The sequence below is a fragment of the Rhodoferax sp. genome (assembly GCF_028688795.1).
Classification (GTDB): domain Bacteria; phylum Pseudomonadota; class Gammaproteobacteria; order Burkholderiales; family Burkholderiaceae_C; genus Rhodoferax.
The window spans coordinates 53,242-76,999 of the sequence record NZ_JAQTXM010000023.1; the positions used below are offsets into that span (position 1 = coordinate 53,242).

Annotated in this window: 22 protein-coding genes; 3 read left to right on the forward strand and 19 right to left on the reverse strand. The window is 59.9% G+C overall.

Translation table 11 applies throughout. The annotated features are described in order from the left end of the window. Positions 1-137: 137 nt before the first annotated feature. From PHQ58_RS16350 to ruvC, 3 genes are read left to right on the forward strand one after another with little or no spacing between them, the layout of a single operon-like run. On the forward strand, positions 138-749 hold the full coding sequence (locus tag PHQ58_RS16350) for a 1-acyl-sn-glycerol-3-phosphate acyltransferase (RefSeq protein ID WP_300112757.1): 612 nt from the start codon (positions 138-140) through the stop codon (positions 747-749). A 6-nt stretch (positions 750-755) separates the two neighbouring features. Beyond that, on the forward strand, positions 756-1,745 hold the full coding sequence (locus tag PHQ58_RS16355; protein ID WP_300112760.1) for a phosphatidate cytidylyltransferase: 990 nt from the start codon (positions 756-758) through the stop codon (positions 1,743-1,745). 60 nt (positions 1,746-1,805) lie between these two features. Further along, positions 1,806-2,366 (forward strand): crossover junction endodeoxyribonuclease RuvC, encoded by a 561-nt coding sequence (ruvC, locus tag PHQ58_RS16360; RefSeq protein ID WP_300112762.1) that lies wholly within the window; start codon positions 1,806-1,808, stop codon positions 2,364-2,366. Between the two features lie 4 nt (positions 2,367-2,370). Here the strand turns inward: ruvC and PHQ58_RS16365 are convergent, their stop codons facing one another. The 19 genes from PHQ58_RS16365 to hslV all read right to left on the reverse strand — a co-directional run bounded on the left by PHQ58_RS16365 (position 2,371) and on the right by hslV (position 23,757). Next, positions 2,371-2,547, reverse strand: a complete 177-nt coding sequence (locus tag PHQ58_RS16365) for a hypothetical protein (protein ID WP_300112765.1) — start codon at positions 2,545-2,547, stop codon at positions 2,371-2,373. An 11-nt stretch (positions 2,548-2,558) separates the two neighbouring features. Next, a complete protein-coding gene (lpxC, locus tag PHQ58_RS16370) occupies positions 2,559-3,482 on the reverse strand; it encodes a UDP-3-O-acyl-N-acetylglucosamine deacetylase (protein ID WP_300112768.1) in 924 nt (307 codons plus the stop codon). 127 nt (positions 3,483-3,609) lie between these two features. Beyond that, positions 3,610-3,960 carry a hypothetical protein gene (locus PHQ58_RS16375; RefSeq protein ID WP_300112771.1) on the reverse strand — a complete coding sequence of 117 codons (351 nt, stop codon included), beginning with the start codon at positions 3,958-3,960 and terminating at the stop codon, positions 3,610-3,612. Positions 3,961-4,158: 198 nt separating this feature from the next. Continuing rightward, positions 4,159-5,403, reverse strand: coding sequence for a cell division protein FtsZ (ftsZ, locus tag PHQ58_RS16380; RefSeq protein ID WP_300112774.1), 1,245 nt, complete (start codon positions 5,401-5,403; stop codon positions 4,159-4,161). 141 nt (positions 5,404-5,544) lie between these two features. Then, positions 5,545-6,774 (reverse strand): cell division protein FtsA, encoded by a 1,230-nt coding sequence (gene ftsA, locus PHQ58_RS16385; RefSeq protein WP_300112777.1) that lies wholly within the window; start codon positions 6,772-6,774, stop codon positions 5,545-5,547. Positions 6,775-6,795: 21 nt separating this feature from the next. After that, positions 6,796-7,587: a cell division protein FtsQ/DivIB gene (locus tag PHQ58_RS16390; protein ID WP_300112780.1), complete on the reverse strand. Its 792-nt coding sequence runs from the start codon at positions 7,585-7,587 to the stop codon at positions 6,796-6,798. Then, entirely contained in the window at positions 7,584-8,534 is a 951-nt protein-coding gene (locus PHQ58_RS16395; RefSeq protein ID WP_300112783.1) for a D-alanine--D-alanine ligase, read from the reverse strand. Before PHQ58_RS16395 ends, PHQ58_RS16390 begins: the two co-directional genes overlap by 4 nt. An 11-nt stretch (positions 8,535-8,545) precedes the next feature. Further along, positions 8,546-9,982 (reverse strand): UDP-N-acetylmuramate--L-alanine ligase, encoded by a 1,437-nt coding sequence (murC, locus tag PHQ58_RS16400; RefSeq protein ID WP_300112786.1) that lies wholly within the window; start codon positions 9,980-9,982, stop codon positions 8,546-8,548. Between the two features lie 40 nt (positions 9,983-10,022). Next, the gene (murG, locus tag PHQ58_RS16405) at positions 10,023-11,117 is read right to left on the reverse strand and encodes an undecaprenyldiphospho-muramoylpentapeptide beta-N-acetylglucosaminyltransferase (RefSeq protein WP_300112788.1); all 1,095 of its coding nucleotides are present in this window, start codon (positions 11,115-11,117) and stop codon (positions 10,023-10,025) included. Continuing rightward, on the reverse strand, positions 11,114-12,379 hold the full coding sequence (gene ftsW, locus PHQ58_RS16410; protein WP_300112791.1) for a putative lipid II flippase FtsW: 1,266 nt from the start codon (positions 12,377-12,379) through the stop codon (positions 11,114-11,116). The genes murG and ftsW overlap by 4 nt, the downstream gene beginning before the upstream one ends. Then, positions 12,376-13,893, reverse strand: coding sequence for a UDP-N-acetylmuramoyl-L-alanine--D-glutamate ligase (gene murD / locus PHQ58_RS16415; protein WP_300112794.1), 1,518 nt, complete (start codon positions 13,891-13,893; stop codon positions 12,376-12,378). Before murD ends, ftsW begins: the two co-directional genes overlap by 4 nt. Positions 13,894-13,895: 2 nt before the next feature. Continuing rightward, positions 13,896-15,074 (reverse strand): phospho-N-acetylmuramoyl-pentapeptide-transferase, encoded by a 1,179-nt coding sequence (gene mraY, locus PHQ58_RS16420; RefSeq protein ID WP_300112796.1) that lies wholly within the window; start codon positions 15,072-15,074, stop codon positions 13,896-13,898. After that, on the reverse strand, positions 15,068-18,079 hold the full coding sequence (gene murF, locus PHQ58_RS16425; RefSeq protein WP_300112799.1) for a bifunctional UDP-N-acetylmuramoyl-L-alanyl-D-glutamate--2,6-diaminopimelate ligase MurE/UDP-N-acetylmuramoyl-tripeptide--D-alanyl-D-alanine ligase MurF: 3,012 nt from the start codon (positions 18,077-18,079) through the stop codon (positions 15,068-15,070). The genes mraY and murF overlap by 7 nt, the downstream gene beginning before the upstream one ends. Further along, the gene (locus PHQ58_RS16430; RefSeq protein ID WP_300112802.1) at positions 18,079-19,812 is read right to left on the reverse strand and encodes a penicillin-binding protein 2; all 1,734 of its coding nucleotides are present in this window, start codon (positions 19,810-19,812) and stop codon (positions 18,079-18,081) included. Before PHQ58_RS16430 ends, murF begins: the two co-directional genes overlap by 1 nt. Continuing rightward, positions 19,809-20,141: a cell division protein FtsL gene (gene ftsL / locus PHQ58_RS16435; RefSeq protein ID WP_300112805.1), complete on the reverse strand. Its 333-nt coding sequence runs from the start codon at positions 20,139-20,141 to the stop codon at positions 19,809-19,811. Before ftsL ends, PHQ58_RS16430 begins: the two co-directional genes overlap by 4 nt. Beyond that, positions 20,138-21,124, reverse strand: coding sequence for a 16S rRNA (cytosine(1402)-N(4))-methyltransferase RsmH (gene rsmH, locus PHQ58_RS16440; protein ID WP_300112808.1), 987 nt, complete (start codon positions 21,122-21,124; stop codon positions 20,138-20,140). Before rsmH ends, ftsL begins: the two co-directional genes overlap by 4 nt. Positions 21,125-21,133: 9 nt before the next feature. Beyond that, positions 21,134-21,562 (reverse strand): division/cell wall cluster transcriptional repressor MraZ, encoded by a 429-nt coding sequence (gene mraZ, locus PHQ58_RS16445; RefSeq protein ID WP_300112811.1) that lies wholly within the window; start codon positions 21,560-21,562, stop codon positions 21,134-21,136. Positions 21,563-21,877: 315 nt separating this feature from the next. Continuing rightward, the gene (hslU, locus tag PHQ58_RS16450) at positions 21,878-23,209 is read right to left on the reverse strand and encodes an ATP-dependent protease ATPase subunit HslU (RefSeq protein ID WP_300112814.1); all 1,332 of its coding nucleotides are present in this window, start codon (positions 23,207-23,209) and stop codon (positions 21,878-21,880) included. Between the two features lie 2 nt (positions 23,210-23,211). Continuing rightward, entirely contained in the window at positions 23,212-23,757 is a 546-nt protein-coding gene (hslV, locus tag PHQ58_RS16455) for an ATP-dependent protease subunit HslV (RefSeq protein ID WP_300112816.1), read from the reverse strand. Between the last annotated feature and the right edge of the window lies 1 nt (position 23,758).

Consider the following 23,758-nt stretch of genomic DNA (forward strand, 5'->3'; position numbering starts at 1 on the left):
GTGTTGTCAATACGCTGGTCTGGGTACTGGTGGGTGGCGCGTGGTGGAAGGTTCTAGGGTACTGGTGATTTTTCACCAGCCGGGGTCGGGCCTTGCCGCAGTAACAGTGGTCACAACATCCCTTTATCATCCTGGCCATGCGTGCCAAACTGATGGGGTATTTTTTGCTGGGGTTGATCCGGGTGCTGACCGGTGCGCAAGCACGCTGGTGGGGCTGTCCGCCCAAGGCCGAGCAGCGTATTTACTTTGCCAACCACCAAAGCCATGCTGATCTGGTGATGATCTGGGCAGCCCTACCCAAAGAGCTGCGCCACGGCACCCGCGCCGTGGCCGCGCGTGATTACTGGACCAAAACGCCGTTCAAGCACTGGATCACCTCGGCCGTGTTCAACGTGATTTATGTGTCACGCGCTCGCCTCGCCGATGAAGACCCGCTGGAGCCTTTGATAGACGCCCTGGAAGCAGGCGACTCGCTGATTTTGTTCCCCGAAGGCACACGCGGCCACGCGGACGAACCGCAAGCCTTCAAAGCCGGGCTGTACAACCTGGCGCTCAAGTTTCCGCAAATCGAACTGATTCCGGCCTGGATTGCCAACGTGCAGCGACTCATGCCAAAAGGCGAAGTGGTGCCGGTGCCGGTGCTGTGCTCGGTGACGTTTGGCGCGCCCATGAAACTGCAACCCGACGAAGATCGTCAGGCTTTTTTGCAACGCGCCCGCAGCGCCGTGATTGCCCTGCGCGACATCTAGCCCAGCATGTACCAAACCCTTAAAAGCCTCAGCGCCACCCAGCAAGTGGGCGCCTTGTTTGTGCTGGTGTTCGGCTTGTTGCTGCTGGCCGGGGTGGTGATCTTCATGCTGTCCATGCGTGAGCACGAGGATGGGCAAATGGCGCAAGCCCACAGCGATGCCATCCGCAACCTGAGCCAGTTGCTTAAAACCAGCTGGCTGTTGATTTTTGTCTTCTGGGTGGCCTGGCTGGCGGGTGACGTGGCGCGGTTGGTGCTTTTTGGTGTGGGTTCGTTTTTTGCCCTGCGCGAGTTTCTGACCCTGTCACCCACGCGCCAGGGCGACCACCGCGGCCTGGTGTTGGCGTTTTTTGGTGTGCTGCCGTTTCAATACTGGCTGGTGGGCACCGAGCACTTTGAGTTGTTCACGGTGTTCATCCCGGTCTATGTGTTTCTGGCGTTGCCCGTGGCCAGTGCCTTGGCGAATGACCCGCAGCGTTTTCTGGAGCGCAACGCCAAGCTGCAATGGGGCATCATGGTGTGCATCTACGGCATGAGCCATGTGCCCGCGCTGTTGTTGCTGGACTTCCCTAACTACGACAAGAAAAACGCGTTTTTGGTGTTTTTTCTGGTGCTGGTGGTGCAAACCTGCATGGTCACGCAGCACTTGGTGGCGCGCAAAAAACAATGGACGCCAGCCGCACCTCAGATCAGCCAGAGCTTCACTTGGCGCGCTTGGGCCTGCGGCATGGCGGCGGGCAGCCTGCTGGGCGCGTTGCTGGCAGGCATCACCCCGTTTGTGCCGGGGCAAGCGTTTGCCATGGCCTTTGTGGCCTGCGCCGCCGGCTCACTCGGGCACCTGGTGATGAAAGCCCTGAAGCGCGACCGCGGCATACCGATCTGGCGCGGCGAGGGCAAAGCGGTGACCGGTGCTGGCGGCATGCTCGACCGCATCGACTCGCTGTGTTTTGCCGCCCCCGTATTCTTTCACTCAGTTAGGTGGTATTTTGGCCTGTAGCCCCTATCAAACATGCGCTAACAGCTATATTAAAAATAGCAAAATAAATTTCCATAAAGCATGAGAATCCTCGGTATTGACCCTGGCTTGCGCACCACTGGCTTTGGTCTGGTGGATGTGGCTGGCTCTGAACTGACGTATGTGGCCAGCGGCACCATCAGCACCACCAAGATTGAAAAAGACCAGTTGCCCGCGCGCCTGAAAGTGCTGTTTGATGGCATTCGCGAGGTGATGGCGCGTTATGAGCCCGATTGCGCGTCGGTGGAGATTGTGTTTGTCAACGTCAACCCGCAGTCCACACTGCTGTTGGGACAGGCACGCGGTGCCGCCATCACGGCGTTGGTGGCCAGTGACCTGCCGGTGGCCGAATACACCGCGCTGCAAATGAAACAGGCGGTGGTCGGTTATGGCCGTGCCGACAAAACCCAGATTCAGGAAATGGTGCGCCGCCTGCTCGCCCTGCCCGGCTTGCCCGGGCCAGATGCGGCCGATGCGCTGGGGCTGGCCATCACCCACGCCCATGCGGCCAATTCAATTGCCCGCTTGAACCAGGCCAAAGGCATTGGCGGGGCACAAAACCAGACGCAAAAAGCCGCTTACAAAGCGGGACGCAGCCGATAGATGGCTAAACCACACGCTCCAAAATCAGGATCGCAAAAAAACCGAAGGCTGACAGCAGCGCCCACTTCAAGACAACCCAGCCGTAACGTTTGAAGCGCGGGTCGCCGGTGCCAGCGTAAAAGCCAAACGACACCAAAGCCGCCAACAGCATCAACAAAACCAGCCAGCGAAACAGCAGCATGGTGCCCTGTCCTACCAGGCTCGCGCCAGTTGTGCAAACCCCTTGGGGGCGAGCTTTTCGTTGTCAAACGTGACCACGTCCCAAGCCTCGGGGTGGTTCAGCAGCTCGCGCAGCAGCAAGTTGTTGAGCGCATGGCCGGAGCGAAACGCGCTGTAACTGGCCAGCAGTGGTTTACCCACCAGGTACAGGTCGCCCATGGCGTCCAGAATTTTGTGTTTGACGAACTCGTCGTCATAACGCAGGCCACCCGCGTTAAGCACTTTGTAGTCGTCCATCACGATGGCGTTGTCGAGCCCGCCGCCGAGCGCCAGGCCATTGGCACGCATCATTTCCACGTCTTTGGTAAAGCCAAAGGTGCGGGCACGTGCAATGTCTTTTGAATACGAATCCACACTCATGTCAAACAGCACGCGCTGGCCGGTGGCATCCACCGCCGGGTGGCTGAAGTCAATCTCGAAGCTCAGCTGGTAGCCGTGGTAAGGCGCCAGCCGCGCCCATTTCACGTTGTCACCCTCGCCCTGACGCACTTCCACGGGTTTAAGCAAACGAATGAAGCGGCGCGGTGCCTCCTGAAACACGATGCCAGCGCTTTGCAGCAAGAAGACAAAGGATGAGGCTGAGCCGTCCAGAATGGGCACTTCTTCGGCCGTGATGTCGACATACAGGTTGTCCACACCCAGACCGGCGCAGGCCGACATCAGGTGTTCCACCGTGTGCACCTTGGCGTTGCCGCTGGAAATGGTGGAGGCCATGCGGGTGTCGGTGACGGCCAGAGTGGACACCGGGATGTCCACCGGCTCAGGCAAGTCCACGCGGCGAAACACAATGCCGGTGTCGGGCTGCGCCGGGCGCAAGGTGATTTCCACACGCTGGCCGCTGTGAAGGCCCACGCCGACAGCGCGGGTTAAAGTTTTGAGGGTTCGTTGTTTAAGCACCGCTGGATTTTACTTTTTATAGGTATATCCGTGCGGCTCAAATCTGGCCGCTCCCGCGCTCAACTGAGGGCACAGGTGGCGATGAAGGCTGACGCGTGTACGAAAGATCGCTCTTTCAACAACGCGTTTACTTGTCTGGCAATTCAAAAAACCTGGAGTCAGCCGATATTTCTCTCTCCTGCCTGTCGCGCAGGCCAGCTGGCATGCTCAGCGTCTGGCGATCCCACTGCTCAAGTTCGAGAACTTCATCGAGGCAGTCTTGAAGTTGGGCATGCGCCAGCACGCTGTTGCGCGCAATTGCCTCATGAACCCGAAGGTCGTTGTTTGGATTGACCAGGCAGTTCAACTGGTAGCGGCGTAATTCGCGAAATTTCCGAAGGGTGTCAGCCACCTGCGCGGGGCAGGCACACATGTAAATAAGGCCTTCCTCGATGATCTTTTCGAGCTCGACATCAGTGAAGCGTTCTATGTAATCCATGGGTACTTTTGTTTCAAAAGTACCACCATACTGCCGATACAGTTGCCAATCTGTGCTCTATCGAACGCTCGCGATGACTGCACCTGAATCCGGGGTGCGGGGTGCGGGGTGCGACTTTGATGCGGCGCAGCTCGTTTGGCACATCCGCTTGGTCCTGATAACCGCCTGCAACGAGCATTTGCAGGCGGCTGTTACCCATTAATCCGCTTGTTTGCGCAAAAAAGCGGGAATTTCAAAGTCATCCATGCCACCGCTTGACAGGGCATCGACCTTGGCGGCTGCGGTGGTGCGGTCACGGGTGCGCCAGACGCTTGGTGTGCTCATGGCGCCGTAGTCGGGCTGGCTGCGACCTATCGACGAGCCGGCCATCATGCCGGTGGTTTGGTTGACGCTTGCCACGGTGTCTTGCGAGGGCAGGTTAAATGGCACATCGTGCGTGCCGGTGCGCTGCTGAATGCTCGGCATGACTTGCAGTTTGGGGCGGGCGCGGCTTAAGCCCGTGGCCACCACGGTGACACGAATCTGGTCGCCCAGGTTGTCGTCGTAGGCGGTGCCGTAAATCACATGGGCATCGGGCGAGGCATAGGCACGGATGGTGTTCATGGCCAGCTTGGACTCGCTCAACTTCAGGGAACCTTTGGCCGCTGTGATCAGCACCAGCACGCCCTTGGCGCCAGACAGGTCAATGCCTTCGAGCAACGGGCAAGCCACGGCCTGCTCGGCAGCGATGCGGGCACGGTCCGGGCCAGCGGACACTGCTGTACCCATCATGGCTTTGCCAGGCTCGCCCATGACGGTGCGCACGTCTTCAAAGTCGACGTTCACATGGCCGGGCACATTGATGATTTCGGCAATGCCGCCCACAGCGTTTTTCAGCACGTCGTTGGCGTGGGCGAAGGCTTCGTCTTGAGTGGCGTCGTCGCCCAGCACTTCAAGCAGCTTTTCGTTCAACACCACGATGAGTGAGTCCACATTGGCTTCAAGCTCGGCCAGGCCGCCGTCGGCGTTGTCCATACGGCGCTTGCCTTCAAATTCAAACGGCTTGGTGACCACACCCACCGTCAGGATGCCCATTTCACGGGCCACACGGGCAATCACTGGCGCAGCGCCAGTGCCAGTGCCGCCACCCATGCCAGCGGTGATGAAGAGCATGTGCGCGCCATCAATGGCGGCGCGAATGTCGTCAATTGCCAGTTCGGCGGCTTCGCGGGCTTTGTCAGGCTTGCTGCCTGCGCCCAGGCCGGTGGTGCCAAGCTGGATGATGCGGTGCGCGTCGCTGTTGCTCAGGGCTTGGGCATCGGTGTTGGCACAAATGAACTCCACGCCTTGAACGGCGCTGGCAATCATGTGACCAACCGCGTTGCCGCCGCCGCCGCCAACGCCGATGACCTTGATTTGTGTGCCTTGGTTAAAGGCTTCTTCGTCGATGAGTTCAATTGACATGGTGTGCTCCTTGGGGTGTGATACGTGAGAAATAATTTAAAAAAATGGCGGTATTGGTTTTGTGTGGGTTTGGCGGTGGGTCAACACATCGCCATCGCTCTCCGGGGCCTGCGCGGCCCGTTATAAGTCGTTTGGTCATGGTTAAAAATTCCCCACAAACCAGTCTTTGATGCCGCTGAACGCAGTTTTCATGGAGCCGTTTTTTTGCGACACCTTGAAACCGCGCAAACGCGCAATGCGGGCTTCTTCCAGCAAACCCATCACGGTGGCGGCACGCGGCTGCGCCACCATGTCTGACAACGCACCGGTGTATTTGGGAATGCCACGGCGCACTGGCTTCAAAAAGATGTCTTCGCCCAGCTCCACCATGCCGGGCATGATGCAGCTGCCACCGGTGAGCACGATGCCGCTGGAGAGCATTTCTTCAAACCCGGACTCACGCATCACCTGATGCACCAGGCTGAAAATTTCTTCCACACGCGGCTCAATCACGCCAGCCAGCGCCTGGCGGCTCAGCATGCGCGGGCCGCGGTCACCCAGGCCGGGCACTTCCACCTGAGCTTCGGGATCGGCCAGCAACTGCTTGGCGTAACCGTTTTCAACCTTGATTTCTTCGGCATCTTTGGTGGGGGTGCGCAAGGCCATGGCGATGTCGCTGGTGATCAAATCTCCGGCAATCGGGATCACGGCGGTGTGACGAATGGCGCCGTTGGTGAAAATCGCCAGGTCGGTGGTGCCCGCGCCAATATCGACCAGCGCCACGCCCAACTCACGCTCGTCTTCGGTCAGCACCGACAGGCTGCTGGCCAGCGGGTTCAGCATGAGCTGCTCCACTTCCAAGCCACAACGGCGCACACATTTGATGATGTTCTCCGCCGCGCTTTGTGCACCGGTCACGATGTGCACCTTGGCTTCCAGGCGGATGCCGCTCATGCCAATGGGTTCTTTCACATCTTGCCCGTCGATGATGAATTCTTGCGGTTCCACCAGCAACAGGCGCTGGTCGGTACTGATGTTGATGGCCTTGGCGGTTTCCACCACGCGGGCCACATCGGCGGCGCTCACCTCGCGGTCTTTGATGGCCACCATGCCGTGCGAGTTGATGCCGCGGATGTGGCTACCAGTGATGCCCGTGTAGACGCGTGTGATCTTGCAATCGGCCATCAGCTCGGCTTCTTTCAGCGCTTGCTGGATGCTTTGCACGGTGGCGTCGATGTTGACCACCACACCACGCTTCAAGCCGTTGCTGGGCGCCACGCCCAAGCCGGCCAGCTTGAGGTGGCCGTCGGGCATGACCTCAGCTACCACCACCATCACCTTGGCGGTGCCGATGTCCAGCCCTACCACCAGATCTTTGTATTCTTTAGCCATAGCATCACCTGTTAACTTGCATTACTGTTTTTTCTTCACATCATCACCACTGACCGTACTGACCCCGTTGAGGCGCATCGCGTAGCCGTCGGTATGGCGCAAATCGGCTGAGGCGAGTTGCTCCACGGTGCGGCTGTAGCGCGAGGTGGCCTGCGTCACGGTCTTGACGAAGCGCTCAAGGCGCGCCACCAATTCATCGGTGCTGCCACTGCCAAGCTCCAGCATGGTGCCAGTGTCAAGCTGGGCCCGCCAGCCGCCGCGCGGCGTCAGGTCAAGCTGGTCCAGCGTCAAATCCATGGGGGTCAAAAGCGGCTGCAGCGCGCGGTGCATGGCAAGCACTTGCGCGCTTAGGCCCTCGGGACCACTCAAGCGCGGCAGGTCGTCTTGCTCCAGCTCACCCACGTTGGCCTCAAACACCTCGCCAAAACTGTTGACCAAGCGCGAGTCGCCATCCACGCCCCAATACGCCACGGCCTGGTGCTCTTGCAACTGCACTTTGAGCCGGTTCGGAAAATCCCGCCGCACGATCGCCTGGCGCACCCAAGGCATGGTCTCAAAGACCTTGCGCGCGGCGTTCACATCCAGAGTGAAAAAATTGCCGGTCAGGCGCGGCATCACGTTGGCGCGCAGCGTGATGGCGTTGTAGTGCGACACATCACCCACCACACTCACCCCCCGAATGGCAAACATCGGCAAACGCACCGCCCAGGCCAAGGCAACGCCCAGCAGCATCAACAGCAAGGCCGCGAACAGGCCGGTGGCTACGGCGTTCATCAGCTTGATGTCAAGGGGCAGGGGCGCTCTGGCGTTCATACAGCGGCGTAGTCCCGGGTGGCAAGCTTAAGCACCTGCAGGCAAAGCTCTGGGTAGCTGATACCCGCCGCCCTGGCCGACATGGGCACCAGCGAATGGCTGGTCATGCCGGGGCTGGTGTTGATTTCAAGCAGGTAGGGCTGACGGGTGGTGGCGTCAATCATCACGTCGGCGCGTGCCCAGCCGCGGCAGCCCAGGCTTTTGAAGGCTTGCAGCACCAGTTGCTGGATGTGGGCTTCTTCGCCTTCGGGCAGACCACAGGGCACCAGGTACTCGGTGGTATCGGTGAAGTATTTGTTCTGGTAGTCGTAATTGCCGTCAGGTGCCTTGATGCGAATCACTGGCAAGGCCCGTGCGTCGGCACCACTGCCGAGCACCGGCACGGTGACTTCGTCGCCCGTAATGAACTGCTCACACAGCACCTCGTCATGTGTGCCGGCAGCCACGGCAAACGCGGCGTCACATTGGTCCAGCGCGGTGACCTTGGTCAGCCCGATGGTGGAGCCTTCGCGCGCAGGCTTGACGATCATCGGGCTGCCCAACGCGGCAAAAGCCGCGCGTGTGGCGGCTGCGCTGTCAACCTTTTGCCAGGCCGGTGTGGGTAGGCCATCTGCCAGCCACAAGCGCTTGGTCATGAATTTGTCAATGGCAATGCTGGAGGCCATCACGCCCGGGCCGGTGTAGGGAATGCCCATCAGTTCCAGCGCACCCTGCACTGTGCCGTCTTCGCCAAAACGACCATGCAGGGCAATGAAACAACGGGTGAAGCCCTCGCGTTTGAGTTCACCCAAATCACGCTCGGCCGGGTCAAAGGCGTGTGCGTTCACGCCCAAGCTTTGCAGCGCCTGCAGCACACCGTGGCCCGACATCAGCGACACCTCGCGCTCGGCAGAGGCGCCGCCCATGAGCACCGCCACTTTTTCAGAATTTATATCAAATTGACCCATAGCCCTTGTCCTTATTGCGTAAGTAGCTCTGAATTTGGATGCATTTCCAGCATCTCTTCAACCTTGGTGCTGACCGCGCCAATGGAGCCTGCGCCCATGCACAACACCACATCACCGTCGCGGGCGGTGTCCACAATGGCTTGCGGCAGGTCGGCGATGTTGTCGACAAACACCGGCTCAACGCGCCCGGCCACGCGCAACGCACGCGCCAGGCTTCGACCATCGGCGGCGACGATCGGGGCTTCGCCAGCGGCATAGACCTCGGTCAGCAACACGGCATCAAACTGGCCGATGACCTTCACAAAATCCTCAAAACAGTCGCGCGTGCGGCTGTAGCGGTGCGGTTGAAACGCCAGCATCAAGCGCCTGCCTGGGAACGCACCACGTGCAGCGTCCAGCGTGGCCGCCATCTCTACGGGGTGGTGACCGTAGTCTTCCACCAAAGTGAAACTACCCCCGCCATTGGCGCTGCTGACCGGTTGCTCGCCATGGCTCTGAAAGCGTCGGCCAACGCCCTTGAAACTGGCTAAGGCACGCAGCACGGCGGCATCGTCGATGCTCAGTTCGACCGCCAACGCAATGGCAGACAGCGCATTGAGCACGTTGTGGCGGCCTGGCAAATTCAGCACCACAGCCAGATCAGGCAGCACCACGCCGTTGCGCCGCTGCACCGTGAAGTGCATCTGACCACCGACGGCGTGCACATCCACCGCGCGCACTTCAGCGCCTTCTTCAAAGCCGTAGCTGGTGACCGGGCAAGTGACCTGCGACACGATCGAGCGCACAGCGGCATCGTCGGTGCACAAAATGGCCACGCCATAAAACGGCATGCGGTGCAAAAAGTCGACAAAGGCTTTTTTCAGGTTCTCAAAGCTATGACCATAGGTTTCCATATGGTCAGCGTCGATGTTGGTCACCACCGCCATGATCGGCAGCAGGTTCAAAAACGAGGCGTCTGACTCATCGGCTTCCACCACAATGTGCTCGCCCTTGCCCAGCCGCGCATTGGCACCGGCACTGTTCAGGCGGCCACCAATCACAAAGGTCGGGTCCAGCCCGGCTTCAGCCAGCACGCTGGCCACCAGGCTGGTGGTGGTGGTTTTGCCGTGCGTGCCAGCTATGGCAATGCCGGTTTTCAGGCGCATCAGTTCGGCCAGCATGAGGGCGCGCGGCACCACGGGAATGTGGGCGGCGCGGGCAGCGATCACCTCGGGGTTATCAGCTTGCACGGCAGTGGACGTGACCACGGCGTCTGCGCCAGCGATGTTGCTGGTGGCGTGGCCGATTTGCGTCTGAATGCCCAGGGTTTTGAGGCGCTGCAAGGTGGCGCTGTCAGACTGGTCCGAGCCAGAGATGACGTAGCCCAGGTTGAACAGCACCTCGGCAATGCCAGACATGCCGACGCCGCCGATGCCGACGAAGTGGATGTGTTTGATGGCGTGTTTCATGGTGCGGGCCTTGCAGTCATTGGGGTCAAATTAAGGGGGGTCATTTGCACACCGCCTCGCACGCTGCCACGATATTTTGGGTGGCTTCAAGTTTTTGCATGTTTTTAGCCTCTAGCCCTTTATTAACAAGCGTAGCACGCTCCATATTCAATAGCATATCAGCCAGCCAGGCAGGCGTCAGCTGCTTTTGCTGCACCAGCCAAGCCGCCCCAGCATCTGCCAGAAACCGTGCATTGGTGGTCTGGTGGTCATCTACGGCAAACGGGAAAGGCACAAACAGCGCTGCCGCCCCCACTGCGGCAATCTCGGTGACAGTGCTAGCACCCGCGCGGCAGATCACCAAGTCAGCATCGGCAAAAGCCTGCGCGGTGTCGTCAATGAAGGGGGTCAACGTGGCATGCACACCGGCTGCGGCGTAGTTGGCGCGCAGGGCGTCAATTTGTTTGGCGCCACTTTGGTGAACGACCTCGGGGCGTTTTTCAGCAGGCATCAGCGCCAGCGCTTGCGGCACGATGTCGTTCAGGGCTTTGGCGCCCAAGCTACCACCCACCACCAGCAATTTCAATGGCCCGCTGCGGCCAGCAAAACGCTGCGCTGGGTCGGGCTGGTTCAAAAATGCTGTGCGCAAGGGGTTGCCAACCCACTTGGCACCTTTGATCACATTAGGGAAGGCGGTGAACACCCGGTCTGCCACACCGGCCAACACCTTATTTGCCAGACCTGCCACCGAGTTTTGCTCATGCAAGATGAGCGGCTTGCCCAGCAACACACTCATCATCCCGCCCGGAAAACTGATGTAGCCACCCAGGCCCAGCACCACGTCGGGCTTGACGCGGCGCACCACCTGAATGCTTTGCCAAAAGGCCTTGAGCAGACGCAGCGGCAACAGCGCCACCGTGACCAAGCCCTTGCCGCGCAGACCACCAAAGTCGATGGATTCAAAGGCAAAACCTTGTGCAGGCACCAGCTGGCTTTCCATGCTGGGTTGCGCCGGGTTGCCGGTGCCGCCAAACCAGTGCACGCGCCAGCCTTTGTCGCGCAGCGCATGCGCCACAGCCAAGCCTGGGAAGATGTGACCACCCGTGCCGCCAGCCATGATCATGGCGGTGCGTTGACGTGTGACGGTGGTGCTCATACCCTGCCCCCTTGCATCAGCGTGCGGTTCTCTTGGTCAATGCGCAGCACCACGGCAATGGCGACCAGGTTGACGAGGATGGCGGAGCCACCGTAGCTCATAAGCGGCAGGGTCAGGCCCTTGGTGGGTAATGCGCCCAGGTTCACACCCATGTTGATGAAGGCCTGAAAGCCCATCCAGATCGCCACGCCTTGCGACACCAACCCGGCAAACACCCGGTCCAGCGCAATCGCCTGACGGCCGATGTGCATCATGCGGCGCACGATCCAGAAAAACAGGCCAATGACCATGACCACGCCCACCAGGCCAAACTCTTCACCAATCACGGCCAGCAAAAAGTCGGTGTGCGCTTCAGGCAACCAGTTGAGTTTTTCCACACTACCACCCAGGCCAACACCAAATATTTCGCCCCGGCCAATGGCAATCAAGGAGTGCGTGAGCTGGTAGCCCTTGGCCAAGGCGTTCTTCTCGCTCCACGGGTCGAGGTAGGCAAAAATGCGCTCTCGCCTGAATTCGCTGGTGGCGATCATCAGGCTGAAGGCCACCAACAACACGGCGGCAATCAGAAAGAACATGCGGGCGTTGACACCGCCCAAAAACAAAATGCCCATGGCAATCACTGAGATCACCATGAACGCGCCCATGTCGGGCTCCAGCAGCAGCAGCACACCGACCACGGCCACGGCGGCACCCATCGGCAACACGGCGCGAAAGAACCGCTCTTTGACATCCATCTTGCGCACCATGTAGTCGGCCGCATACAGCAACACGGTGAACTTGGCCAGCTCTGAAGGCTGGAAACTCAGCGGCCCCAGGCTGATCCAGCGCCGCGCGCCATACACCACCTTGCCCACATGCGGAATCAACACCATGGCCAGCAGCACCAGCGAGAACACAAACAACGGCCTGGCTGATTTCTCCCAAGTGGCCAATGGCACCTGGTAGGCGATCAGCGCGGCCACCAAGGCGATCACCAGCCACATGGCGTGGCGCACCAAAAAGTAGGTGTGGGTGTATTTGGCAAAGCGCGGGTTCTCCGGCATGGCAATAGAGGCCGAATACACCATCACCAGGCCCCACAACAGCAATGCCACTGTCACCCAGACCAACGGCTGGTCAAACCCCTGGGCGCGCGTGGGGGCCGAGCCGGTGGCCGACAACCGAGTGGCACCCAGGCGCACCGGCAACACATCGCTGACCGGGCGTTTGGAACGGCCAAACCAGCCGAACAGACCAGACAGGCGGGCGGCGGCAGCGCTCATAAGCCCGGCTCCAGATCAACACCAGCGTCTGCCGCCAGCGCTTGCACCGCTTGCACAAAGGCTTGGGCGCGGTGCTCGTAGTTGTCAAACATGTCAAAACTGGCACAGGCCGGCGACATCAGCACGGCATCACCGGCATGGGCCTGGGCGTTGCCAAGCGCCACGGCATCAGCCATGCTGGTCGCATTCAGCAGCGGCACTTGCGTATCGGCCAAAGCAGCGCTGATCTGCGGCGCGTCACGCCCGATCAGCACCACAGCACGCACAAAGCGGCGCACCGGGTCAGCCAGCGGATTGAAGTCTTGCCCTTTGCCCTCGCCGCCCAGAATCACCACCACTTTGCGGTCAGCGCCCAGGCCTTGCAGCGCGGCCACGGTGGCGCCTACGTTGGTGCCTTTGCTGTCGTCAAAAAACTCCACCTCGTTGACCGTGCCCACGGGTTGCACGCGGTGCGGTTCGCCCCGGTATTCGCGCAGGCCATACAACATGGGGCCAAGGGCACAACCGGCAGCGGTGGCCAGCGCCAGGCTGGAGAGCGCATTGATGGCATTGTGGCGACCACGAATGCGCAGCGCATCGGCGGGGATCAGGCGCTGGAAGAACAGTTCGTCAGCCGCTTCGCTGCGCCGGCGCTTGGTTTCATCAGCTTCCAGCGCACGCACCAGCCAGGTCATGCCGTTGACAGTTTCAATACCGAAGTCACCGGGGCGCTGCGGCATGTCGCCACCAAAGGTCACATGCTCACGCGCTTGCGGCTTTTGCAATTTGACCTTGACGGGCGCTGGCAACATGGCCATCACGGTGGCATCGTCCCGGTTCAGCACCATCAGGCCATGTGCGCCAAACACGGCGTTCTTGGCCTGTACATAGGCGGCCATGCTGCCATGCCAGTCCAAGTGGTCCTGGCTGATGTTGAGCACAGCCCCAGCGGTGGGCTCAAAGGTCTTTTCGCCATCGAGCTGAAAGCTTGAGAGCTCCAGCACCCAGACGTCTGGCAGTGCCTGGGCATCGAGCTTTTCAGACAAGGTGTCGAGCAACGTGGGGCCAATGTTGCCAGCCACCGCCACGGATTTACCGGCGCGCGCGACCAGCTGCCCGGTGAGTGAGGTCACGGTGGTTTTGCCGTTGGTGCCGGTAATGGCCAGTACCTTGGGCGCATAGTCGCGTGTGGTCTTGAGCTGTGCCAGGGCTTCAGAAAATAAGCCTAATTCGCCTTCAGACCTTATATTCATTGCGCTAGCAGCTTCTAAAACAATAGCTACTTCTGCCGGACTCAAACCTGGGCTTTTGAACACGGCGCACACGTCGGTGCCCAGCACCAGCGTAGCGTCAAACGGCCCACCCACAAACTTGGCCGCTGGCACGTCGCGCTGCAAGGTGGCCAGTTGCGGCGGTGCACTGCGCGTGTCGGCCACGGTGACCAGCGCACCACAGCGGGCACACCAGCGCGCCATCGCCAAGCCAGACGCACCCAGGCCCAGAATCAGCACGTGTTGGTCTTGCAGGTAAAACACGGCTACCTCAGCTTCAAGGTTGACAAGCCCACCAGGCACAACAGCATGGTGATGATCCAGAAGCGCACCACCACCTGCGTTTCTTTCCAGCCACTTTTCTCGAAATGGTGGTGCAACGGGGCCATCTTCAAAATACGCCGACCCGTGCCAAAGCGCTTTTTGGTGTATTTGAAATACACCACCTGCATCATCACCGACAGGGCTTCAGCCACAAACACACCACCCATGATGGCCAGCACAATTTCCTGGCGCACGATCACGGCGATGGTGCCCAGAGCGGCCCCCAGCGCCAGTGCACCCACGTCACCCATGAAGACCTGGGCCGGGTGGGTGTTGAACCACAAAAATGCCAGACCCGCACCGCCCATGGCCGCGCAGAAAATCATCAGCTCGCCAGCGCCGGCAATGTGCGGCAAAAACAGGTAGCGGGCGAACACCGTGTTGCCGGTGACATAGGCAAACACGCCCAGACAGGCACCCACCATCACCACCGGCATGATGGCCAAGCCGTCCAGCCCGTCAGTCAGGTTCACTGCATTGCTGGAACCAACGATGACCAGGTACGACAGAATCACGAAACCCAGCACGCCCAGCGGGTAGCTGATTTCCTTGAAAAACGGCACCATCAGCCCCGCCTTGGGTGGCAGGCTCAAATCAAAGCCCGACTGCACCCAGGTGAAAAACAGCTCCAGCACGCGGTAGTTGGTGTTCTCCGAAATGCTGAACACCAGGTAGAGCGCCGCCACCAGGCCAATCAGCGACTGCCACAGGTATTTTTCACGCGAGGGCATGCCCTCGGGGTCCTTGTTGACCACCTTGCGCCAGTCATCTGACCAGCCAATGGCGCCAAAGCCCAAGGTCACCAGCAGCACGATCCAGACAAACCGGTTGCTCCAGTCAAACCACAGCAGGGTCGAGATGGCAATACACAGCAAAATCAGTACACCGCCCATGGTCGGGGTGCCGCTTTTGACATGGTGCGACTCCATGCCGTAACCACGAATCGGCTGGCCAATCTTGAGTTCGGCCAGACGGCGAATCACATACGGGCCGGCGGCCAGGCCCATCAAAAGAGCGGTCAAGGCGGCCATCACGGCGCGGAACGTCTGGTACTGAAAAACACGCAAGAAACCCATGTCCGGGTACATGCTTTGCAGCCATTGGGTAAGCCAGATCAGCATGCGGGAGCTCCCTTGTCGGACACATCAGCAGCGGCGCAAATCTGCTGCACCACCTGTTCCATCTTCATGAAACGCGAGCCCTTGACCAGCACGCTGGCCATATGGGGCAGCGCGGCCAACACCTCGGTTTGTAAATCAGCCATGCTGGCGTAGCTTTCAATTTTTTTAAATTTCATAGCTGCTTGCGCAGATGCTGCGCCGGTTACAAGCACTTTTTCTATATTTTTTTCAATGGCAAACTGCAAGGCCTCGGCATGAAATTCGGGACCGTGGTTGCCTACTTCACCCATGTCGCCCAGCACCAGCAGGCGCGGCGCCGGCAAGGCAGCCAGCACCTCGATGGCGGCGCGCACCGAATCAGGGTTAGCGTTGTAGGTGTCATCGACCAGCGTGATGGCACGCCCGTTGACCTTGACCAGCAATGCACGTGAGCGGCCCTTGACCGGCTCAAAGGCTTCCAAGCCGACGGCAATCGCCGGCAGCGGCACGCCTGCCGCCAAGGCACAAGCCACGGCTGCCAGTGAATTCTTGACGTTGTGCGCGCCGGCAATGTGCAAGCCGAACTGCAGCATGCCTGCTGGCGTCATGGCACTGACCTGCCAGGCCGCACCCGACCAAACGGCTTTTGTGGCGTACACGCCAGCTGGCACGCCAGCGCTGAAACACAGGCTCGCACGGGCGCCCGCCAAGTCAGCCCACAGCCCGCTGTAGACATCATCCGCCGGAAACACAGCCACGCCATCGGCTGACAGCGCGTCAATCACAGCACCGTTTTCTTGCGCCACGGCCTCTACTGTGGCCATGAATTCAAGGTGTTCGCGCTGGGCGTTGTTGACCAGCGCCACGGTGGGTTGGGCAATGGCAGCCAAGCCAGCAATCTCGCCGGGGTGGTTCATGCCCAGCTCGACCACCGCCACGCGGTGCTCGGGGCGCAAGCGCAACACCGTGAGCGGCACACCAATGTCGTTGTTCAAATTACCCTGGGTGGCCAGGCTGGCGTTGCCCTGCCAGGCACGCAAGATGCTGCCAATCATTTGTGTCACGGTAGTTTTACCGTTGGAGCCGGTCACCGCAATCACTGGCAGCGTGAACTGGGCGCGCCAGTGAGTGGCCAGCTGGGCCAACGCCAGTTTGGCATCGGGCACCACCAGCCCCGGCAGATTAGCCTGCGCCAGCTTGGCTGCTGCGTTGTCTCCTTGGCAAATGGCTGCCACAGCGCCTTTTTGCCGTGCTTCAGCCAGGAAGTCATTGGCATCAAAGCGCTCACCGCGCAGCGCCACAAACAGGTCACCCGGCTCAATGGAGCGGGTGTCGGTGTGCACGCGGGCAAAGGTGGTGTTGGCGCTGTCAGCCGTGTCCATGCCAGTCACTGGCAGTGCCAGCCACTGCGCGGCCTGCAACAAGCTCATCTGCCCATGCGTGGCAGCGTGCGGCAATTCAGCGTCACCAAAACCAGCATCTTTCGCAGATTGGGTCACTTGCAAGGCGACCGAACTCGGCGCTTCTAGCGACCACTGAGCCAGCACCTGCTTGACTTGCGCCAAGTCAGAGAACGGCAGTCGTTTGCCGCAGATTTCCTGGTAGTCCTCATGTCCTTTGCCGGCCAGCAGCACCACATCATCCGTGGCCGCTTGGGCCAGGGTTTGCGCAATGGCGCGGGCCCGGTCTGGCTCGACCTGAACGCCAGCTGCCCCTGCCAGGCCCAACAAAATCTGGCTGATGATGGCATCAGGTGCTTCACTGCGCGGGTTGTCGCTGGTGACCACCACGCGGTCAGCATGCGCGCCCGCTACCGCGCCCATCAAGGGCCGCTTGGTGGTGTCACGGTCACCGCCACAGCCAAACACGCACCAGAGTTGCCCGCCGCGCGCCTGCACCAAAGGGCGAAGGGCATCCAGCGCCTTGGCCAGGGCATCCGGGGTGTGCGCGTAATCCACAGCCACCAAGGGCTTGCCCATGGCACTTACACATTCCATGCGACCAGGCACCGGCGTCAAGTCCTGGCAGGCAGCCACCGCGGCATCCAGCGGCACAGCTAGGGTGCGCATGGCGGCTATCACGCCCAGCACATTGGCAATGTTGTAGGCACCAATCAATTGCGTGGCCAACGACATGCGCTGTGTGCCTTCCACCACGGTAAATGCCACGCCTTGCGCCTCGTAGCAAATGTCTCGCGCCTGCAGGCGTGCCGGATTGGCTTGGCCTGCGGCCATTGACACCGTCCACACATCGAGTGTCGATGACGCGTGCTGCAGCTCGGTTGCCAGGGCCAACCCATAGGGGCCATCCACATTGATGACCGCGCCGCGCAAGCCCGGCCAGGTGAACAGCTTTGCCTTGGCGGCTGCGTAGGCGGCCATGTCACCGTGGTAATCCAAGTGGTCTTGCGTCACATTGGTCAGCACGGCGGTGTGAATGTGGGTGCCGGCAAGGCGGTGTTCTTCAATGCCAATAGAAGAAGCCTCGATGGCGCAAGCGGTCAGCCCGTGCGTGGCAAAGTCGGCAAAGGCTGCCTGCAAGGCCACCGGATCGGGCGTGGTCAGGCCAGTGGTCACCAAGTTGGGCGGCACCCCAACGCCCAAAGTACCCACTACCCCGCATGGCATGGGTGTCGCCTGCTTCAAATTTGAGAGCGCTTGCGCCAGCCACCAGGTGCTGGACGTTTTGCCGTTGGTGCCGGTCACCGCGAGCACCGCCAGGCGGGCACTGGGCTCACCAAACCAGACGCTGGCCACCAGCCCGCTGGCAGCCTTCAGGTTCAGATAAGTGGCAATGCGTGCATCTGACAGTCCAAAAGTGTCTACGCCGCTGTGCTCCACCAAGCAAGCGCTGGCACCCGCTGCCAGCGCGGCGGCCACATGGGTGCGCGCATCGGTGGCAGCGCCGGGCCAGGCCAAAAAGCCGTCGCCCGGCTGAATCTGGCGGCTGTCGGTGCACAAGCGGCCCGTAACAAGGGTGCGCAGCCAAGCGACAGCTTGAACAGGGGTGTGGTGTTGCGCAAGCATCAGAAGCTTTCTTCCGTCGCGTCAGTCACGATTTGTGGCTTGACCGACATGTCTGGAGCCACCCCGAGCACGCGCAGGGTTTGCTGCACCGCCTGGCTGAACACGGGTGCGGCCACGTCGCCGCCGTAATACTGGCCATTGGTGGGCTCATCAATCATCACCGCCACAGAGATGCGTGGCGCGTCGATGGGCGCCAAGCCAGCGAACACACCGCGGTATTTCTTGGCGGCATAACCGCGGCCTTCCTGTTTGTTGGCCGTGCCGGTTTTGCCGCCCACCGAGTAGCCCATGGTTTGTGCCTTTTGGGCGGTGCCACCGGGGCCTACCACCATGTGAAGCATGTTGCGTACGTCGTGCGCCACCTTGCTGCTGAACACTGGCTGGCCCGCGGCCGGGGCTGACACCTTGAGCATGGACAGCGGCACCAAGTCGCCCTCGCGGCCAAAAATGGTGTAGGCGTGAGCCAGCTGCATTAAGCTGACGGACAACCCATAGCCATAACTCATGGTGGCCTGCTCGATCGGCCGCCAGCCCTTGTAAGGACGCAGCCGACCACTCACCGCCCCAGGAAACGGCACCTGCGGCTTCTGGCCAAAACCAACGCTGCTGTACATCTCCCACATTTCGCGCGCAGGCATTTGCAGGGCAATTTTGGCGGTACCCACGTTGCTGGATTTCTGGATCACCTCATTGACGGTGAGCACCCCATGCGCATGTGAGTCACTGATGGTGGCACTGCCAATGGTCAGGCGGCCAGGTGCCGTCTGGATCGGGGTCTCAGGCGTGATCCGCCCAGTGTTGAGCGAGAGCCCAATGACAAAAGGCTTCATGGTCGAGCCAGGCTCGAAACTGTCGGTCAGAGTGCGGTTGCGCAGCTGCTCACCGCTGAGGTTTTGTCGTTTTCCAGGCGTGTAGCTGGGGTAGTTGGCCAGTGCCAGCACCTCACCCGTCTTCACATCCAGCACCACAATGCCGCCAGCCTTGGCCTTGTGCTTGATCACGGCTTCTTTCAAGGCCTGAAAAGCAAAAAACTGCACCTTGCTGTCTATGCTGAGTTGCAGGTCACGGCCATCCACCGGCGCAATTTGCTCGCCCACGTCTTCGACTACTCGGCCCATGCGGTCCTTGATGACGCGACGCGAGCCGTTTTTGCCACCCAAGTCTTTGTTAAATGTGAGCTCAATGCCTTCCTGGCCCTTGTCTTCCACATTGGTAAAGCCCACAACGTGGGCAGCGGCTTCACCTTCAGGGTACTGGCGCTTGTATTCCTTGCGCTGGTAAATGCCTTTGAGGCCCAGCGCCGTGATGTCATTGCCCACCGACTCGTCGACCTGGCGTTTCAGCCAGACAAAGGTTTTGTCCTCGTCTTCTAGCTTTTTGTTCAGTTCGGCCAGCGGCATGTCGAGCAACTTGGCCAGCTTTTTCAGCCCGGACGGATCACGCGGAACGTCTTCTGGAATGGCCCAGATGCTGGGCACCGGAATGCTCGACGCCAGCACCACACCATTGCGGTCCAGAATGCGACCACGGTTGGCGGGCAGCGCCAAGGTGCGGGCAAAGCGCACTTCACCTTGTCGCTGGAAGAATGCGTTTTCAATCACCTGGATGTAGACCGCCCGCCCCACCAGGCCAGCGAACCCCAGGGCAATGGCCATCACAATGAATTTACTGCGCCACAGTGGTGTCGGGCTGGCCAGCAAGGGACTGGAGGTGTAGGCAATGCTACGGCTCATGGCAGGCGCCCTTGCACGGCAGTGGCGTCACGCTTGGTCTGCGCGGAAGGGCTGAGATCCGCAGATGGCGGATACGCCACGTAGGTGGTGATGCCGGGTGTGGCAGCGCGCATTTGCAGTTGCGCCTTGGCAATTTTCTCAACCCGTGCCGACGTGGCCTGCGCACGCTTTTCCACCTGCAGGCGTTCGTTTTCGGCCTCTAAGCGGTGCGCCTGTGACTTGGTGCGATCGAGCTCGGCGTACAAACGCCGCGACTCGTACTGCACATTCACCAGATACAAGCCACTGAGCACCACGCCCAGCAACAACACCAGATTCAGCCGCATCATGAATGCGCACCCGGTACAGCCGCCGCAGTGCGCTCAGCCACGCGCATGATGGCACTGCGTGAGCGTGGGTTGGCCGCCACTTCTGCCGCACTAGGCTTGATGCGCGCCAGTGCGTTAAATTGCATCACATGCGGCGCAGCAAATGGCGCGCGCCGGTCAAACACCTCTTTGGCATGTTTGGCAATGAATTGCTTGACGATGCGATCTTCCAGCGAGTGAAAACTGATCACCACCAACCGTCCGCCCGGTTGCAGCACCCGCAAAGATGCTTCTAGCGCCTGTTGCAGCTCTTCAAGCTCGGCATTGATGAAAATCCGAAAAGCCTGAAATGTGCGCGTTGCAGGGTTCTGGCCCGACTCGCGGGTTTTGACCGTGTCAGCCACGAGCTGGGCCAATTCAGTGGTGGTTGAAAGGGGGCCCCGAGCCTGTCGGCGCGCAACAATCGCCTTTGCAATGGGGCCAGCAAACCGTTCTTCGCCATATTCACGTATCACCTCCGCAATTTGCCCCACTTCGGCATCCGCCAGCCACTCGGCTACCGAAGTACCCCGGGTGGTGTCCATGCGCATGTCCAGAGGACCTTCAAACCTGAAACTGAAACCCCGCGCCGGGTTGTCTACCTGCGGGGAACTGATGCCGAGGTCAAGCAGCACACCGGCCACACTGCCTGCAGGCAACTCGCCGAGATGGCTAAATCCTTGGTGCCTGATGGAAAACCGCGCATCGGTGATGGTGGCCGCCTCGGCCAGCGCGTCCAAGTCTTTGTCAAAGGCGATCAAGCGCGCAGCGGTGGGCAACTTGGACAAAATCAGCCGACTGTGGCCACCCCGACCAAACGTGGCATCGACAAAAACCGGTCCGGAATCTGGCGCTAAATCAGGTAATAAAGGGGCAGCAGGCGGCTGTCCAGGCTCGGCTGCACCCAGCAAAGCGTCGACCGCCTCGCTTAACAATACCGTGGTGTGTGTCCATGTGGCTTCCACTGCCGACCTTCAGAAAGAGAAGTCCTTGAAGACGTCAGGCATGTCGCCCTGCATCGCTTTGGCTTCTTCAGCCTCGTAAGTGGCTTTGTCCCACAGCTCAAAAGAATTGCCCATACCCAACAACACCGACTCTTTGGTGATGCCGGCTGCCGCACGCAGCTCGGGTGAAATCAAAACGCGACCCGTGCCATCCATCTCGACATCCATCGCATTGCCCAGAAAAATCCGCTTCCACCATTGAGCCGACATGGGCAGTGAGCCAATGCGTTCCCGAAACTTCTCCCACTCGGGGCGCGGGAAAATCATCAGGCAACCATGCGGGTGTTTGGTGATGGTGAGCTGGCCGTTTGCCGTCGCGCTCAAGACGTCACGATGCCGGGTTGGCACTGACAGCCGACCCTTTGCGTCAAGACTTAATGAGGAAGCCCCTTGAAACACGACTGGAAACCCTAAATGAATGGAACAACCGAATAACGGTGAAGAAAAAGCACAATTCACCACTAAATTGCACTTTTTTGCACTGTATCAGCAAAAGCAGCCTCTGCAAACGGGCTTACAACAAATTTTTACAATGAAATCAATGACTTAGACGATGTTCTGAAAGTCAAAAAAGCACAAAATCGTTCTAGATTAAGCACTTAGCGCACGCACTGAAAGTGATTCTTGAAGATACCGGATGTCACCGAAAGCGTGCGAAATGACCAGTGGCGTTGAGGCCACCCATGCGCCCCAAGCCGGCCGTGCGCGTTTGGGCTACAAGATGTAGCGACTCAAATCTTCGTTCTTGCTGAGCTCTGCCAGACGCGCTTCAACATAGGCCGCGTCTACGTTCACCGTTTGACCACTGAGGTTGGTGGCGCCAAAGCTGACTTCATCCAGCAGGCGTTCCATCACCGTCGACAAGCGGCGGGCGCCGATGTTTTCGGTGCGTTCATTGACATCAAAGGCAATTTGCGCCAGCCGGGTAATGCCCTCGTCACTGAACGTCACCGTGACCTGCTCGGTGGCCAGCAGTGCCTGGTATTGCTTGACCAGTGAAGCGGTGGTTTGCGTCAGGATCGCCACAAAATCATCGACCGAGAGCGACTGCAATTCCACCCGAATCGGAAACCTACCCTGCAGCTCAGGAATCAGATCGCTGGGTTTGCTCAAATGGAAGGCGCCAGACGCGATGAACAAGACATGGTCGGTTTTGACCATGCCATATTTGGTGGACACGGTGGTGCCCTCGACCAGTGGCAGCAGGTCGCGCTGCACGCCCTGGCGCGACACTTCGGCCCCATTGCCTTCTGAGCGAGAAGTGACCTTGTCAATTTCATCAATGAAAACAATGCCGTTTTGCTCCAACATCTGCAGCGCCTGGGTCTTGATGTCGTCTTCGTTCACCAACTTGCTGGCTTCTTCATCAGCCAGCAGCTTGAGCGCTTCGGAGATTTTGAGTTTCCGTTTTTGCGTTTTATTCTGGTTGATCTGGCCAAACATGCCGCGCAGTTGCTCGGTCATTTCTTCCATGCCAGCCGGGCCCATGATTTCCATCTGCGGTGCGGTTTGTGCCACATCGAGTTCGATCTCACGGTCATTGAGTTGACCTTCGCGCAGCTTTTTGCGAAAGGTCTGGCGCGCCGTGCTTTCCGGCTCATCAGCTGTCACCACGCCAAACTCGCCACGCGGCTGTGGAATCAAAATATCCAGCACACGGTCTTCGGCCGCGTCTTCAGCGCGAACCCGCACCTTGATGGTTTCCGCCTGGCGTGTTTGCTTGACGGCAATGTCGGCCAGATCACGAATGATGGAATCCACATCGCGCCCCACATAACCGACCTCGGTGAACTTGGATGCTTCCACCTTGATGAAGGGCGCGTCCGCCAGGCGTGCCAGTCGGCGCGCGATTTCGGTCTTGCCAACGCCTGTGGGGCCAATCATCAAGATATTTTTGGGCGTGATCTCACCGCGCAAGTCGGCCGCCACCTGCTGGCGGCGCCAGCGGTTGCGCAGCGCAATGGCCACGGCGCGCTTGGCCTGCTGCTGGCCCACGATGTGTTTGTCGAGTTCAGCAACAATTTCTTGAGGGGTAAGAGAAGACATGGTTAGAGCGATTCGATGGTGTGGTTCATGTTGGTGTAGATGCAAATCTCACCCGCAATTTCCAGTGATTTCTTGACCATGTCGGTGGCTGACAGGTCGGTGTGGTTGAGCAAGGCCATGGCAGCAGCTTGCGCGTAGGCGCCGCCTGAGCCAATCGCCACGATGCCGTTTTCGGGTTCTAGTACATCACCGTTGCCCGTGATGATGAGGGACGCGTCCAGGTCGGCTACTGCCAGCATGGCCTCCAGGCGACGCAGCACACGGTCGGTACGCCAGTCTTTGGTGAGCTCAATGGCCGCGCGCACCAAATGGCCCTGGTGTTTCTCCAGCTTGGCCTCAAAGCGCTCAAACAGCGTAAAGGCGTCTGCCGTGGCGCCCGCAAAACCGGCCAGCACCTTGCCGTGGTAGAGCTTGCGCACTTTGCGCGCCGTGCCTTTGACCACAATGTTGCCCAATGTGACCTGGCCATCGCCACCAATAGCCACTTGCATGCCTTCGGGTGTTTTGCGCCGAACGCTGATGATGGTGGTTCCGTGAAATTGTTCCATA

Bases quoted from the DNA above. Each gene is read 5' to 3' on its own strand.
- ftsL (WP_300112805.1), bottom strand. From the start codon at position 20,141: ATGATGCGGCTGAATCTGGTGTTGTTGCTGGGCGTGGTGCTCAGTGGC.
- PHQ58_RS16350 (WP_300112757.1), top strand. From the start codon at position 138: ATGCGTGCCAAACTGATGGGGTATTTTTTGCTGGGGTTGATCCGGGTG.
- ftsA (WP_300112777.1), bottom strand. From the start codon at position 6,774: ATGGCTAAAGAATACAAAGATCTGGTGGTAGGGCTGGACATCGGCACC.
- PHQ58_RS16355 (WP_300112760.1), top strand. From the start codon at position 756: ATGTACCAAACCCTTAAAAGCCTCAGCGCCACCCAGCAAGTGGGCGCC.
- ftsZ (WP_300112774.1), bottom strand. From the start codon at position 5,403: ATGTCAATTGAACTCATCGACGAAGAAGCCTTTAACCAAGGCACACAA.
- ruvC (WP_300112762.1), top strand. From the start codon at position 1,806: ATGAGAATCCTCGGTATTGACCCTGGCTTGCGCACCACTGGCTTTGGT.
- PHQ58_RS16395 (WP_300112783.1), bottom strand. From the start codon at position 8,534: ATGGGTCAATTTGATATAAATTCTGAAAAAGTGGCGGTGCTCATGGGC.
- murG (WP_300112788.1), bottom strand. From the start codon at position 11,117: ATGAGCACCACCGTCACACGTCAACGCACCGCCATGATCATGGCTGGC.
- murF (WP_300112799.1), bottom strand. From the start codon at position 18,079: ATGCTTGCGCAACACCACACCCCTGTTCAAGCTGTCGCTTGGCTGCGC.
- PHQ58_RS16390 (WP_300112780.1), bottom strand. From the start codon at position 7,587: ATGAACGCCAGAGCGCCCCTGCCCCTTGACATCAAGCTGATGAACGCC.
- hslV (WP_300112816.1), bottom strand. From the start codon at position 23,757: ATGGAACAATTTCACGGAACCACCATCATCAGCGTTCGGCGCAAAACA.
- PHQ58_RS16375 (WP_300112771.1), bottom strand. From the start codon at position 3,960: ATGGATTACATAGAACGCTTCACTGATGTCGAGCTCGAAAAGATCATC.
- hslU (WP_300112814.1), bottom strand. From the start codon at position 23,209: ATGTCTTCTCTTACCCCTCAAGAAATTGTTGCTGAACTCGACAAACAC.
- PHQ58_RS16430 (WP_300112802.1), bottom strand. From the start codon at position 19,812: ATGAGCCGTAGCATTGCCTACACCTCCAGTCCCTTGCTGGCCAGCCCG.
- mraY (WP_300112796.1), bottom strand. From the start codon at position 15,074: ATGCTGATCTGGCTTACCCAATGGCTGCAAAGCATGTACCCGGACATG.
- murC (WP_300112786.1), bottom strand. From the start codon at position 9,982: ATGAAACACGCCATCAAACACATCCACTTCGTCGGCATCGGCGGCGTC.
- PHQ58_RS16365 (WP_300112765.1), bottom strand. From the start codon at position 2,547: ATGCTGCTGTTTCGCTGGCTGGTTTTGTTGATGCTGTTGGCGGCTTTG.
- ftsW (WP_300112791.1), bottom strand. From the start codon at position 12,379: ATGAGCGCTGCCGCCGCCCGCCTGTCTGGTCTGTTCGGCTGGTTTGGC.